Source organism: Micromonospora sp. NPDC007230, assembly GCF_042869115.1.
Classification (GTDB): domain Bacteria; phylum Actinomycetota; class Actinomycetes; order Mycobacteriales; family Micromonosporaceae; genus Micromonospora.
The window spans coordinates 40,609-53,090 of sequence record NZ_JBIAFE010000021.1 but is presented as its reverse complement, the minus strand read 5'-3'; the positions used below and the strand labels follow the sequence as shown (position 1 = coordinate 53,090).

Genomic DNA, 12,482 nt, shown 5'->3' with positions numbered 1-12,482 from the left:
GGGGCGGGACGGGCCGGGCGGGCCGGCGCAGCGTGCTCATGCGGGGTTTCCGGCGAGGGCGTCGGCGCGCAGGCGCGTGGCGGCGCGCAGCAGGGCGGCGGCCTCCGTCTGCTCCGGGTCCGGGGCGCGCACGCCGTCGGCCAGCGCCAGCACCTCCCCGACGTCGGCGATGCCGCCCAGCGCCTCCCGCACCGGTCGCCCCAGCGCGGTGGTGTGGCCGCGCGCCTCGTGCCGGCAGAAGTACGCCAGCTCGCAGGCGGCCAGGCACTCGGGCGCGTAACGGGCGGGTACCCCGGTCAGCGCGGCGGTCAGGGTCGCCGGGTCGGCGGTCAGGTCGGCGGTGAAGCCGTCCGGCACGTCGGCGAGCAGGTCCTCGATCCGGTCCATCCGGTCGAGTTGGCGGCGCAGCACCAGCAGCTGTTTACGGACGTCGAGCAGGCTGGCCACCGGCCGGTTGGCGAAGTCGCGCGGGCAGACCAGCACCACCTCGTGCGAGACGAGGTCCGGGTCGTGCCCGGCGGCGGCCAGCAGCTCGCGCAGCGCCAGCACGTAGACGGCGGACTGGATGGCGGCGGCGGAGACCTTGGCCGGGTCGGCCTGACCGTCGATCACCGGGAAGGACTTGATCTCCACCACGTGGAAGCGGCCACCGAGCCGGGCCGCGACCAGGTCCGGTTCCAGGTGCACCCGCCGGCCGGCCACGTCCAGCCCGAGCAGCGGATGGTCGAACAGCGCCGGCTCGTCGCCGTCGCCGGTCAGCGCCGCCCGGGACCGCTCGTGCCGGTCCGGCAGGTCCTCGGCCCCACCCAGGTCCGTCCAGGTCGCGCCCGCCGGCACCGGTACGCCCAGCCGCTCGGCGACCAGCCGCAGCAACTCCGCACCGCCGTCCGCCTTCACCTGGGCCTCGAAGGCGTTGCCCCGGGTGATGGCGAAGCGGGACTGGCCGAACCGGGCCGGGAAGCCGATCCGCTCGGCCAGCTTCGGCTTGTCCACCCCGGCGCTGTCCAGCACCGCCCGCCGGGTGCAGCCCGGGTTGCCGGTCAACGCGGCGATGGTGCGGGCGTTGTGCCGTCGGGGCGGCACACCACCCCGGATCTCGGCCAGGCGCTGCGCGGTGTCCGTCACGACACGCCACGATAGCCGCCGCTCGGGTCAGCGCACGGTGAACAGGATCGTGCCGTCGGCGGCGATCAGGTCCACGCTCCGCACGTCGATGCTCGACCGGGTCCGGGTGTCGGCGCGCAGGATCCAGGTGCGGTTCACCACCGGCGCCTCGACCAGGTCACCGGCGTCGGTGCGCCCGCGCACCCGCACCGCGTTTGCCGGGGCAGGGCCCACCGCGATGACCCACGCCCCGACCGGCAGGGCGGACAGCAGCCCGGTCAGACTGCCGTACCGGCAGGAGCGAGGCGCGCAGGCCAGCGGATCCTGGCCGGGATCCACCTGCCCCTCGATGAGGGGGCGCAGTTCCCCGGAGCGGTCGGAGACGCAGTAGGAGTACCCCGTGCCGTTCACCGCGGCCGCCGCCCGGCGACCGTCCGGCCAGGTCACCGAGTTGAGCAGTCGGTCGCCGTGACCGGACACCGGGCACTGGGCGGCCACCTCGGCTCGCTCGGCGGCGGGCATCCCGGACAGCGGCCGCCCCGGTCCCAGCTCGCCGAAGAGCAGCCGGCTCACCGGCCCGACGAGGGAGCCGGCGACCAGCGCGCACGCCGTCGCCAGCGCGGCGGCCAGCACCGGCCAGCCGCTGCGTGCCGGCCGCCGCTCGGCGCGCGCCACGACGACGGCGACGGGCGGGGTGGGGAAGGTCTGGTCGGCGAGCGCCCGGTCCAGCACCGACCGGGTCCACTGTGCGCGGTCAGACATCGAGCTGTCCCTTCAGGTTCGCGAGTCCACGGTGCAGGAGCGCCTTGACGGTGCCGGGGGCGCAGCCGAGCGCCTCCGCGATCTCCCGCTCCGGCAGGTCCAGGTAGTAGCGGAGGAAGAGGGCGGCACGCTGGCGTGGGCGTACCTGGCGCAGGGCCGCCCGCACCGCCGGACCGTCCGCTGACGTCGGGGCGTACGGCGGGTCCGGGTCGCGGAACGCGTGGCGGCGTTCCAGCACCCGGCGCCGTACCCAGGAGGTGCACCGGTTCGCGACCGCACGCCGCAGCCACGGCACCGGAGCGCGGACCCGGTCACGGTGCCGGTAGAGCTCCACGAAGGTCTCCTGCACCAGGTCCTCCGCTGCCGCCGCGCTCCCCGTCGTCAGGTATGCGAACCGGACGAGCAGCGGAAACTGCTCCTCGTACACGGTCCTGAACCCGTCCTCGCCCAGCGACACCGGCTCGGCGACCTCCGTCCCCACCGCCATCTCCGCTCCAGTCCCGTCCATGCCCGGACGTCGAAGCTCAGGCGCACGAGTGCTGCGGTTGGTTGCACCGCCCCGGCGGCCGGGGCCACCACCGGCGCTAGGCGGCGGTCGGCCCGGCGGCCGGCTCCGCTTCGGTCACCGTCTCTGCCGGGCTGACGCGGGCCGCGCCCCGGCGGACCAGTACGGCGACGGTCACCGCGGCGGCCGCCGCCAGCCCGGCCATCGACCACAGCACCGTCCGCAGCCCGCCGGTGAAGCCCGGGTCGGCGAGCCGGCCGGCGGTGGTGCTGGCCAGCACCGCGCCGACCACGGCGATGGCCACGGTCTCGCTGGTCAGGCGGGCCGTGTTGATCATCCCGGCGCCGGTCGCCGCGCGGGCGGGGGCGACGCTGCCGATGGCGATTGCGTCGAGCAGCCCGATGGACAGGCCCACCCCGACCCCGATGGTCAGCAGCGGACCGGCCAGCGTCGCGGTGTCCGCGTGCGGGCCGAGGACGGTGGCCCAGGCCGCGCCGACGGCGACCACGGCCACCGAGACGACGGTGACCGCGGTGGCCGGGACCAGCCGGGTCAGTGCGCCGCTGAGCAGCGGCAGCACCAGGGTGGGGGCGGTGAGCAGGATCAGCGTCGCGCCGGCCGCGCCGGCGCTGAGCCCGACCACCGTGGTCAGGTACGACGGCAGGTAGACCAGCAGCGGCACCAGCACCGCCACGATGGTGGCCGCCGCCAGGCAGATGCCGAGGAACCGGGGGCTGGCCAGCAACGCCAGGTCGAACATCGGATCGGCGCGGCGGCGCTCCACCCGGACGAAGGCCACCAGCAGCGCCGCCGCGGCGGCGAACGCCGCGATGATGACCGGGGCGGCCCAGCCGTACTCGGGGCCCTGCACGAACCCGAAGATGAGCAGCAGCAGCGCGGCGGTGAACGAGACGGTGCCGGGCCAGTCGACCCGCCCGGGGTGCGGCTGGCGGGACTCCGGCAGCAGCGGCACCAGGGCGAGCACCGCGCAGGCGGCCAGCGCCGGGGCGGCGAAGACGGCCCGCCAGCCGAAGCCCTCGATGAGCAGCCCGGCGATCGACGGGCCGAAGGCGAGGCCGACGCCGATGGTCGTACCGAACACGCCGAAGGCGCGGGCCTGGGCCCGGCCCTGGAACGTCCCGGCGAGCAGGGCGGACGCGCTGGTCGCGGCGGCGGCCGCGCCGACCCCGGCGAGGGCGCGGGCGACGTCGAGCAGCAGGATGCTCTCGGCGACCGAGGCGAGCAGCCCGCCGGCGGCGAACACCGCGACGCCGATGGCGTAGACCCGGCGGCGGCCGAACAGGTCGGCGAGCGCGCCGGTGGCGAGCATGAAGCTGGCGAAGGTGGCGTTGTAGCCGTTCACCACCCACTGCACGCCGGCCAGCCCGGCGTCCAAATCCCGGCCGATGTCGGGCAGCGCGACGGACGCGCCGGTCAGCGAGACCGGCAGCGCGAGGGTGGACAGCAGGACGGCCACCAGCACGACAGCCGGATGATGGCGCAAGGTTTCTCCCCGTTCGGACGACCGCCCCAGCGTATTCGCGCACGTCGGACCAGATCCCGCGACGGGGTCGAAGATCACAGGCCGGTCAGCGGCCGGAGGGGCGGTTCCCGGGCGAGCGGGGCGACCGGGCACCGGCGAGCGGCCGGCTGCGACGCCGGTGCCGGCGGCCGAGCGTGCACGGCTGGCGGGTGACAATGTGGCAGCCGTCCACGACAACGCCGGACCGGTCAACTCTGGTCTCAGGCCCGAAGATGAAGAACATCGCCCGGCAGTACCCCGGCTCGGCCCGGAAATCACCCACGAATTTCTTCGCCCGCGGCTGTCCGGACACGCGGCCCGCGTTCGTCAGGCTGGGTGGAAGCACGACCGGAGGAGAGAACGATGAAGTACATGATGCTCGTCTGCACCGACACCGAGCCGGACAAGGACCCCAGCGCCGCGCCCGACATCGAGCAGTGGGTGGCCGAGCGGGACGCCAACGGCCAGCGCGTGACGGGCAGCCGGTTCGCGCCGCCGTCGGCGGCCACCACCGTCCGGGTCCGCGACGGTGAACTGCTGCTCACCGACGGCCCGTTCGCCGAGACCAAGGAAGTGATCGTCGGCTTCGACCTGCTGGAGTGCGCCGACCTGGACGAGGCGGTCGAGGTGGCCCGCGCCCACCCCATGGCGTACGCGGGCCGGATCGAGCTGCGCCCCCTCGTGGACTGACGCCGGTGACCGACGCGGCCGGGGCGGTCGCCGCAGCGGGTGCCGAGGCGTACCCGCGGATCGTGGCCGCCCTGATCCGCGTGACCGGCGACTGGACCCTCGCCGAGGACTGCGCCCAGGAGGCGCTCGCGGCGGCGCTGGAACGGTGGCCGCGCGACGGCGTACCCGGGAATCCGGGCGGCTGGCTGATGACCACCGCCCGGAACCGGGCTGTGGACGTGCTGCGCCGGGCTGCCGTGGAACGCCGCAAGCTGCGCGAGCTGGCGCTGCTCACCGACCCCGAGCCGGCGCCACCGGAGGGGGATGTGGTGGACGACCGGTTGCGGCTCATCTTCACCTGCTGCCACCCGGCGCTGGCTCTGCCGGACCGGGTCGCGCTGACCCTGCGCACGATCGCTGGGGTGCCCACCGCCGACATCGCCCGCGCTTTCCTGGTCAGCGAGTCCGCCATGACCCGCCGGCTCACCCGGGCCAAGACGCGGATCGCGACGGCCGGCGTCCCGTACCGGGTGCCGACCGGACCCGCGCTGGTCGAGCGGCTGCCGGGCGTCCTGGCCGTGCTCTACCTGCTGTTCACCCGGGGGTACGACGCCGACGGCGAGCCGGCCTTCACGGCTGAGGCCATCCGGCTGGCCCGGCTGCTGCACGAGTTGCTGCCGCAGGAGCCTGAGGTGGCCGGGCTGCTCGCATTGTTCCTGCTGCACCACTCCCGCCGCGCCGCCCGCCGCGACCCGGCCGGCGACCTGCTCACCCTCGACGAGCAGGACCGGTCCCGGTGGGACCAGGACGCCATCGCCGAGGGCGTGGCGCTGCTGGACCGCGCCGGTCACGGCCCGTACGCCCTGCAGGCCCGGATCGCCGCCTGCCACGCCACCGCCCGCACCGCCGCCGACACCGACTGGCCCGCCATCGCCGGCTGGTACGACCATCTGGTCCAGCTCCGCCCCACCCCGGTGGTCCGGCTCAACCGGGCGGTCGCCCACGGCTACGCGTACGGTCCGGCGGCCGGGCTGGCGCTGCTCGCCGAGGCCCGCGCCGGTGGCGTGCTGGACAACTACCCGCCGGCGCTGGCCGCCGAGGCCGAGCTGACCGCCCGGCACGGCGACCGGGACCGCGCCGCGGCGCTGTTCCGAGCGGCAGCCGACGCGGTGCGCTCCGAGCCGGAACGGCGGGCGCTGCTGCGGCGCGCGGCCGACGTGAGCCAGTGAGAACCTCGACGGGTTGTGCGCCGAACTGGGAGGTGGGTGATTTCGCAGCACCCGTCCACCGCCCGGTTTGCGCAGGTTACACGTGGGTACGCAGCGCCCCATGATCGCACTGATCGTCGCCCTGTTGCTGGTGTGGTTGGTTCTGGTGGTCGTCGGGCTCGTGGTGAAGGGCCTGTTCTGGCTGTTCGTGATCGGGGCGATCCTGTTCATCGCGACCGCTATCGTCGGCTGGATTCGCAGGCGGGTGTGAGCCCGCTGCCGGCCTGGGCCGGGCTTGAGCCGCTGATGAACGCACTGTCGGCTCTGTAGGGACAGATCTGATGGGGCCGGCGGGTGCCGGACGGGTCAGTGCCCGGCGGTGAGCCGATCGACCACGGTGCGGACGGTGTCGATCGGGATGGCGAAGCCGAGCCCGATGCTGCCGGCGTCCTGGCCGGTGGTGGCGATGGCGACGTTGATGCCGACGACCCGCCCGGCGGTGTCGACCAGTGCGCCGCCGGAGTTGCCGTGGTTGATCGCCGCGTCGGTCTGGATGAGGCCGCTCATGTCGTCCACCGACCGGTTCAGCGCGGAGACGATCCCCGAGGTCACCGTGTTCTGCAGGCCGAGTGGGCTGCCGAAGGCCAGCACCGGGTCGCCGACGGTCAGCGCGGAGTCGCTGCCGAGTGTCGCCGGGGTCAGCCCGGTGAGGCCGTCAGCCCGCAGCAGCGCGATGTCCGCGCTGGTGTCCTGGCCGACGAGGACAGCCGGGGCGGTACGCCCGTCGGACAGCTCAACGCTCAGCTGACCGCCGGAGGCGATCACGTGGGCGTTCGTCAGAATCAGCCCGTCCGCGTCGAGGATGACACCGGAGCCGAGGCTGCTGCCCGTGTTCGCGGCGGCGGTGACGGTGACGATGCTCGGCGACACCGCGGCGACCACCCCGGCGAGGGAGTCGATCGCGGCGCCGGCCGGGGTCACGCGTAACGCGGTGGCGGTCGTGCCGTCGGCGAGCAGCCGGTCGGTGACCAGCGCGCCGGACGCGCCGCCGCCCAGCATGAGCACGAGCGCGACGCCGGCCGCCGCGACCCGGCCACGCCGCCGGTACGGACGGGTGTCCGTGGGCGTGGTGTGCGGTGGTAGGGCCGGGATTCCGGCGGACCGTGGTGGCTCGGTGGGCGGCCATCCGGAGCCGGGGCCGCCGTCCGAGCCGGGCCGGGTGGCCGTCGCGGGCGCCGGCAGATCGACCGGGGCAGGCGGGGCGGCGGTTGCCGGTGCCGGCGTGTCGACTGGAGCGGGAGCGGTGGGCGCGACGCTGGTGCGGTTCAACGTGTCGGTCATCGGGTCACCGCCAGCCGCTCGGCGCCGGCGAGGCCGGTGGTCCGGTCGACCGCCGGTGACGGTGGCCGGCTCGCTCGGCGGTGACAGGCGACGAGGTGGCCGGCCAGGATGGCGGTCGACCCGGCCCGTACGCAGACGTCGGCCCCGGCCTGGAGGATGTCGGCGATGGCCGACGCGGCGGCGTCGTGGTCGACGAGGACCGCGAGGGTGCACCCGGCCGGCAGCCGGCGGTGGGTTGGCCCGACGGTGTCCACGTGCGGGCAGATCAGCAGCACCAGGTCGCCGGGCTGCACGCAGTCGATGCTGGGGGTGGGCAGCACCCGCCAGGCGGTCGGCAGTTGACGGGCGAGCCCGGTGACCAGGGTGGGGTCGCCGAGGACGGCGACGGTGGGGGCGGTGTCGGCGACGCGCTGCATGACTTCTCCTCGGCTCGGTGATGCACCCACCGTCGCTCGGGCATCTGAAGCCGACTTGTGCCCTTCCTGTGCAAACCCGGTGTGCCGTGGCCGGGGGCGAACCGCTTCGGCTCGCCCGTCCGGATGAGCAGAAAGGGTGGGCAGCGAACCGCCCACCCTTTCTCGCGAACGTGCGGTTACCGGACTACCCGCGGGTCGGCGTGCAGGCGGTCTGTCAGGCGGATGGTGATGAACTCGTTGTTGTCGGGTCGGCCGGGGTTCCGGCCGGACGAGAACGGGAAGTTGTTGTCGTTGAGGACGGCGAGCGTCCGGTCGTCGAGGATCACCACGTCCTCGATGGTCGTGAACGGGAACTGGAACGTCTCACCGGGGCCGCCCAGCCGGTGCGGGTCGGCGATGTCGAGCAGGTCGGCGACGAGGGTCTTGTCCAGCCGTCCGTCGCGGTCGCGGTCGCGCTTGTCGGCCAGGTAGATCTTCTTGACCTTGGCCGCGTCGCCCTCCGCGCCGTCCCGCTCGATGACGAGCAGGCGGTGCTGGTCGACGCTGATCGCGTCGCCGATGGCGTGGCTGGGCGCGTCGAGCTGGTAGATCCACCGCCGGCCGGTGTAGGCACCGGTCGCCAGGTCGAACTCGTTGAGTCGCAGCGCACCCGCGGGGTCACCGGCCACCGTTCCCTCGAGCAGCGGGAACAGTGTCCTGCCGTCGGGCGACAGGGCCATGCCCTCGAAGCCCTTGCTGCTGCCGAGGTTGGGCGAGCCGGCGGGGTTCTCCGGGGCTCGCACGCCGGGCAGGGGGATCGGTGCCTGCAGCAGCCGGCCGGCCCGATCCACGTGCAGCAGGTACGGCCCGAACTCGTCGCCGATCCAGTAGGACCCGTCGTCGACCCGCACCATCGACTCGATGTCGAAGTCGGCGCCGGTGAGTACCCGGTCGGCGCGGGTCAGCGGGAACGGGACCAGGCTGTTCGGGTCGGTGAGGTTGATCCCGCCGACCACGTCGACCTTGCCGGTATGGAAGTCGGGCACGATGCGGTGGATGCGCAGGACGAAGTCGGCGCTGTTGGCCTTGTTGCCGTAGCCGTTGTCGGAGAGCGCGTCGAAGGTTCCGTCCGTGTTGCGCAGGATTCCGCTGAATCCCTGCACCGGCTGGTCGGCGAAGGGCGGGGTGACGCCGTTGATCGGTGCGGTGCCGAGCAGCGCGCCGGACGGCTCGCTGGCCGGGACGAACGTCTCGGCGGGCAGGGCGGCGAACCCGGTGAGGGTCGCCCGGCCGAACTGGTCGCGGGGAGCGGCACTGGCCACGGTGGACGAGGGCGCCACGACCGTGACCGCGAGCGCGCCAGCGGTCAGGCCGATGGCGGCGCGTCGTACGAGGGGTGTCATGGGCGGGATGCTAGGCCGCATGGTTTAACCCGGGTTAAACCCGGGACCAGCGTCAGACCAAACAACTGAGTGGACGGCCGCCTCACTAGCGACCGTGCTCGACAAAGGTCACCACTCAGCTGCGCTGAGCTGCTGTCGGGCTTGCCGAACGCGGGCGGGCGCCAACGTCGCCAGACGTTGGCGCCCGCTGCGGCTCGCCGCCGGCGCCGGCGCACGCAATCAGGCGACGTTCCCCCGTTCGCGTCCATCGACGCGGACGCCGGCGACCACCAAGGGCAGCAACAGCAGGGAGAACACCGCACCCTTGACATCCTCCCGGCCCTGAAGGGGCCGGGATTCTCACGGTCGCCCGTGAGGCTTCCTGTTTCATCGCCGACTGCCTTGCCGGGAGGTTTCCCTTGAGGTCTTACATCAGCTCCGCAGGCGTTTTACCTCTCCGCCAGCCCGGCGGCGAGGATGTTCTTAGCAGCGTTGATGTCCCGATCGTGCTCAACCCCGCAACCCGGGCACGTCCAAGCGCGCACGTTGAGGGCGAGGGTGGTGTTGATCCGCCCGCACCCGGAGCAGGTCTTGGACGAGGGCAACCACCGGTCGACGGGGATCACCTCACGCCCGTACCAGTCGGCTTTGTACTCCAGCATGCTCCGGAACTGACCCCAGCCCGCGTCGGAGATGACGCGGGCCAGGCGGCGGTTGCGGAGCATGTTACGCACGCTGAGGTCTTCGATCGCGACCGTTTGGGTCTCACGGACGAGTCGAGTGGTCAGCTTGTGCAGGTTGTCCCGCCGCCGGTCGGCGATACGGGCGTGAATGCGGGCCACCTTCATTCGGGCCTTCGCCCGGTTCGCGGAGCCGTCCTGTTTGCGGGCCAGGTCCCGCTGCGCCTTGGCCAGCTTGCGCCGGTCGGCCTGCCCGTACCGCGGGTTGGCCACCTTTCCTTCTTCGTCGCTCACCCCCGGGATCGGCTGGGACAGGGTGAGCAGACTGGTGATGCCCGCGTCCACACCCACCTCGACCGCAACCGGCGGCATCGGCTTCACCGTCTGGTCCTCAACCAGCAGGGACACGAACCAGCGGCCGGCGGCGTCCCGGGACACGGTGACCGTCGACGGTTCCGCCCCTTCGGGCAGGGGCCGGGACCACACGATGTGCAGCGGGCTGTTCATCTTGGCCAGGGTGAGCTGCCCGTCACGCCAGCGGAAGGCGGAACGGGTGTACTCCGCCGACGCCCGCGACCTGCGCTTGGACTTGAACCTCGGATACCGGGACTTCTTGTCCCAGAACGCCACGAACCCGGCCTGCAGATGCCGCAGCGTCTGCTGCAACGGCACCGAGGACACCTCGTTCAGGAACGCCAGCTCGTCGGTGCGCTTCCACTCGGTCAGCCACGCCGAGGACTGCACGTAGGTGGTGCGCTGGCAGCCGACCGCCCAGGCGCGGGTCCGCGCCTCCAACGCCCGGTTGTAGACCAGACGCACGCACCCGAACGTCCGGGACAACTGTTCGGCCTGTTCAGGAGACGGATAGAAGCGGTACTTGTACGCCCGCTTCACCACCGCGCCCATGCTCACATTCTAGCAACAGTCCATATAAGACGATCACCGAGGGAAGGGAGCGGCATTTCCGATGACGTGCTGCGCCACGCTGGTTCCGTACCGACGGTGGTGACGATCTCCTATGCCCGGGACGGGGTCTCCGTGGCCGTCGTCAACGAGCGCGGCGAGGTTCGGCCGGCTCCCGCTCCCCCGTGGCCGGGGCGGGCACGGCCTGGTGGGGATGCGGGAGCGGGTGGCGGTGCGCCGGATCGTCGACGAGGACCCGGAGCGCTTCCTGCCCGGCGGCGCGTACTTCGACACCACTGACGAGGAGTCGTCGGGCATCATCCCGGCCCCGTTCCTCGGTGCGGGCAAGTACCTGCTGGACGTGCAGAACCACACCAAGTCCGCGGACCCGGAGCTGGTCGAGAAGGGCCAGCTGTTGGTCCTGAACGTGGCTCCGGGCCAGCCGGTCCGGTAGTAACCGCACCGGGGACCCGGGCAGACGTCCTCTGCCCGGGTCCCCGCGTTTTGCGGAGCTGGCCGGTGGTCAGCTGGCCGCGCTGCCCGCCGGCTGTTCCTCGCCGAGCCAGATCGGCTGCCAGTCCGGCACCTCGTGGAAGCGGCGCAGCTCCGACAGCCCGGACACCGACCCGCTCCACGCCGCGTACGGGGGGTTGCTCTCGTCGAAGCCGCTCTGCACGAAGGTCAGCTTGGTCTTCCCGCCGGACTCGGCCAGCTCCCAGGTGCTGACGCCGGTCGGTCCCCAGTCGACGGACATCTTGCGGCCCGGCGTCAGGTCGACCACCTTGGCCGCATACCCGGCCTCGAAGCCGCCCATGGCGTAGCGGCCGCCGACCCAGGGCTCGATGCCGATCGGGAACCCGAACCAGGCGCTGGCCTGCTCGGAGTCGGTCAGCGAGGTCCACACCCGGTCCATCGGGGCGTCGATCACCAGTTCGCCGCGCAGGTCGGCCGAGGTGAAGTCGGTGCGGGGCAGCAGCGGCCGCCCCTCCAGGTGGGCGTTGAGGTTGGCCAGGGCCAGGCTCCACCAGGTCTGCAGCACGCCCCGGATGGTGCTGCCGTCGAGCGCCTCGCTGAAGACGAAGTGGCTCTGCCGCAGGGTCAGCTCGGTGTGCTCGCCCTGCGGCGCCAGCTCGATCTCGCTGGTGGTCTCGACGCCGCCGAGCAGCCAGGCGAAGCGCAGGCTGTGGTCGTCGGCGTGCAGCAGCCGCTGCTGCGGGGCGTCGCCTTCCGGCGTGAAGCGGCCCCAGAACGCGTACCGCTGCGGCAGCTCGACCTCGGCGTGCTCGGCGAACCAGACGCGCAGCTCGGCGGGGTCGGTCAGCGCGCGCCACACGCGCTCCGCCGGTGCGGCGAGCCGGACTCGGATGGTCAGCAGATCAGTCATTGTTGTCGCCCTTCGGGTAGCAGGCCACGGCGAGCTTGAAGGCATCTCCTTCGGCGCCGCCGTAACGAGTGAACAGGTCCTGCAGCGTCGACTGCAGGTCGTGCAGGAATTCCTGGCGCCGCTCGGCCGGCACCCGGATCTCGCCGGAGACGCCGATCGACGGCAGCTCGGGTGCGGTGCGGTCGAGGGCGGCGATGTCCGCCTGGACCTCCTCCATCAGGTCGAGCAGGTAGCCCAGGCTCAGCTCGTCCTGCGCCCGGCGCGTCCCACCGATGCGTCCGACGAGGCGAGGTGACAGCCAGTACGACCGGGCGACGGCCTGGTAGATGCCCTCGGTGATGCCGCGCACCCGGCGCTCGGACACCTGCTCGGCCAGCCCGGCCGCGACCAGTTGCTTGACGTGGTAGTAGACGCGCTGCGGCGTCTGGCCCAGCAGGCCCGCGACCTCGGTGCAGGTGCGGGGCTCGGCGAGGTGCCGCAGCACCTCGATGCGCTGCGGCTTGAGCAGGGCCTCGGCCTGCTCACGCTCTTCCAGGTACAGGACGTCTCTCATGGCAAAATCAGTTTGTACGTACAAAACTTCTTTGTCAATAGGTTCGACGAAAGGCCGCGCGAACCGCGCGGCCT

14 protein-coding genes are annotated in these 12,482 nt (G+C 72.8%); 4 read left to right on the top strand and 10 right to left on the bottom strand.

Annotation, left to right across the window (positions count from 1 at the left end; all coding sequences use genetic code 11):
- Window positions 1–36: 36 nt before the first annotated feature.
- The 4 genes from ACFYML_RS26090 to ACFYML_RS26075 form a co-directional block, all read right to left on the bottom strand.
- Window positions 37–1,125, bottom strand: coding sequence for a hypothetical protein (locus tag ACFYML_RS26090; RefSeq protein ID WP_387423138.1), 1,089 nt, complete (start codon window positions 1,123–1,125; stop codon window positions 37–39).
- A gap of 27 nt (window positions 1,126–1,152) precedes the next feature.
- Window positions 1,153–1,866, bottom strand: a complete 714-nt coding sequence (locus tag ACFYML_RS26085; protein ID WP_387423137.1) for a hypothetical protein — start codon at window positions 1,864–1,866, stop codon at window positions 1,153–1,155.
- Complete coding sequence (locus ACFYML_RS26080; RefSeq protein WP_387423136.1) at window positions 1,859–2,353, bottom strand: RNA polymerase sigma factor; 495 nt, start codon at window positions 2,351–2,353, stop codon at window positions 1,859–1,861. Before ACFYML_RS26080 ends, ACFYML_RS26085 begins: the two co-directional genes overlap by 8 nt.
- A gap of 97 nt (window positions 2,354–2,450) precedes the next feature.
- Window positions 2,451–3,875, bottom strand: coding sequence for an MFS transporter (locus ACFYML_RS26075; protein WP_387423135.1), 1,425 nt, complete (start codon window positions 3,873–3,875; stop codon window positions 2,451–2,453).
- Window positions 3,876–4,256: 381 nt separating this feature from the next.
- Between ACFYML_RS26075 and ACFYML_RS26070 the strand changes: the two genes are divergently transcribed.
- From ACFYML_RS26070 to ACFYML_RS26060, 3 genes are all read left to right on the top strand, one after another.
- Complete coding sequence (locus ACFYML_RS26070) at window positions 4,257–4,583, top strand: YciI family protein (RefSeq protein WP_357436762.1); 327 nt, start codon at window positions 4,257–4,259, stop codon at window positions 4,581–4,583.
- A gap of 5 nt (window positions 4,584–4,588) precedes the next feature.
- A complete protein-coding gene (locus ACFYML_RS26065; protein WP_387423134.1) occupies window positions 4,589–5,791 on the top strand; it encodes an RNA polymerase sigma factor in 1,203 nt (400 codons plus the stop codon).
- Window positions 5,792–5,891: 100 nt separating this feature from the next.
- Entirely contained in the window at window positions 5,892–6,041 is a 150-nt protein-coding gene (locus ACFYML_RS26060) for a hypothetical protein (protein ID WP_387423133.1), read from the top strand.
- Window positions 6,042–6,136: 95 nt separating this feature from the next.
- Here the strand turns inward: ACFYML_RS26060 and ACFYML_RS26055 are convergent, their stop codons facing one another.
- The 4 genes from ACFYML_RS26055 to ACFYML_RS26040 form a co-directional block, all read right to left on the bottom strand.
- The gene (locus ACFYML_RS26055) at window positions 6,137–7,111 is read right to left on the bottom strand and encodes a S1C family serine protease (protein WP_387423132.1); all 975 of its coding nucleotides are present in this window, start codon (window positions 7,109–7,111) and stop codon (window positions 6,137–6,139) included.
- The gene (locus tag ACFYML_RS26050) at window positions 7,108–7,527 is read right to left on the bottom strand and encodes a hypothetical protein (RefSeq protein ID WP_387423131.1); all 420 of its coding nucleotides are present in this window, start codon (window positions 7,525–7,527) and stop codon (window positions 7,108–7,110) included. The genes ACFYML_RS26055 and ACFYML_RS26050 overlap by 4 nt, the downstream gene beginning before the upstream one ends.
- 176 nt (window positions 7,528–7,703) lie before the next feature.
- The gene (locus ACFYML_RS26045; protein WP_387423130.1) at window positions 7,704–8,909 is read right to left on the bottom strand and encodes an esterase-like activity of phytase family protein; all 1,206 of its coding nucleotides are present in this window, start codon (window positions 8,907–8,909) and stop codon (window positions 7,704–7,706) included.
- Window positions 8,910–9,337: 428 nt separating this feature from the next.
- Complete coding sequence (locus ACFYML_RS26040) at window positions 9,338–10,474, bottom strand: RNA-guided endonuclease InsQ/TnpB family protein (protein ID WP_387423129.1); 1,137 nt, start codon at window positions 10,472–10,474, stop codon at window positions 9,338–9,340.
- A 211-nt stretch (window positions 10,475–10,685) separates the two neighbouring features.
- Here ACFYML_RS26040 and ACFYML_RS26035 point away from each other — a divergent pair, with 211 nt between their 5' ends.
- Window positions 10,686–10,925: a hypothetical protein gene (locus tag ACFYML_RS26035; protein WP_387423128.1), complete on the top strand. Its 240-nt coding sequence runs from the start codon at window positions 10,686–10,688 to the stop codon at window positions 10,923–10,925.
- Between the two features lie 69 nt (window positions 10,926–10,994).
- On the opposite strand, the gene ACFYML_RS26030 is transcribed toward ACFYML_RS26035, so the two are convergent.
- Window positions 10,995–11,855 (bottom strand): SRPBCC family protein, encoded by an 861-nt coding sequence (locus ACFYML_RS26030; RefSeq protein ID WP_387423127.1) that lies wholly within the window; start codon window positions 11,853–11,855, stop codon window positions 10,995–10,997.
- Window positions 11,848–12,408 (bottom strand): helix-turn-helix domain-containing protein, encoded by a 561-nt coding sequence (locus ACFYML_RS26025; RefSeq protein ID WP_387423126.1) that lies wholly within the window; start codon window positions 12,406–12,408, stop codon window positions 11,848–11,850. The genes ACFYML_RS26030 and ACFYML_RS26025 overlap by 8 nt, the downstream gene beginning before the upstream one ends.
- Window positions 12,409–12,482: the final 74 nt, after the last annotated feature.

What these genes read in the sequence shown, in the direction of transcription:
- ACFYML_RS26085 (WP_387423137.1), bottom strand. Translation starts at nt 1,866, where the DNA reads ATGTCTGACCGCGCACAGTGGACCCGGTCGGTGCTGGACCGGGCGCTC.
- ACFYML_RS26080 (WP_387423136.1), bottom strand. Translation starts at nt 2,353, where the DNA reads ATGGCGGTGGGGACGGAGGTCGCCGAGCCGGTGTCGCTGGGCGAGGAC.
- ACFYML_RS26070 (WP_357436762.1), top strand. Translation starts at nt 4,257, where the DNA reads ATGAAGTACATGATGCTCGTCTGCACCGACACCGAGCCGGACAAGGAC.
- ACFYML_RS26060 (WP_387423133.1), top strand. Translation starts at nt 5,892, where the DNA reads ATGATCGCACTGATCGTCGCCCTGTTGCTGGTGTGGTTGGTTCTGGTG.
- ACFYML_RS26055 (WP_387423132.1), bottom strand. Translation starts at nt 7,111, where the DNA reads ATGACCGACACGTTGAACCGCACCAGCGTCGCGCCCACCGCTCCCGCT.
- ACFYML_RS26050 (WP_387423131.1), bottom strand. Translation starts at nt 7,527, where the DNA reads ATGCAGCGCGTCGCCGACACCGCCCCCACCGTCGCCGTCCTCGGCGAC.
- ACFYML_RS26045 (WP_387423130.1), bottom strand. Translation starts at nt 8,909, where the DNA reads ATGACACCCCTCGTACGACGCGCCGCCATCGGCCTGACCGCTGGCGCG.
- ACFYML_RS26040 (WP_387423129.1), bottom strand. Translation starts at nt 10,474, where the DNA reads ATGGGCGCGGTGGTGAAGCGGGCGTACAAGTACCGCTTCTATCCGTCT.
- ACFYML_RS26035 (WP_387423128.1), top strand. Translation starts at nt 10,686, where the DNA reads ATGCGGGAGCGGGTGGCGGTGCGCCGGATCGTCGACGAGGACCCGGAG.
- ACFYML_RS26030 (WP_387423127.1), bottom strand. Translation starts at nt 11,855, where the DNA reads ATGACTGATCTGCTGACCATCCGAGTCCGGCTCGCCGCACCGGCGGAG.
- ACFYML_RS26025 (WP_387423126.1), bottom strand. Translation starts at nt 12,408, where the DNA reads ATGAGAGACGTCCTGTACCTGGAAGAGCGTGAGCAGGCCGAGGCCCTG.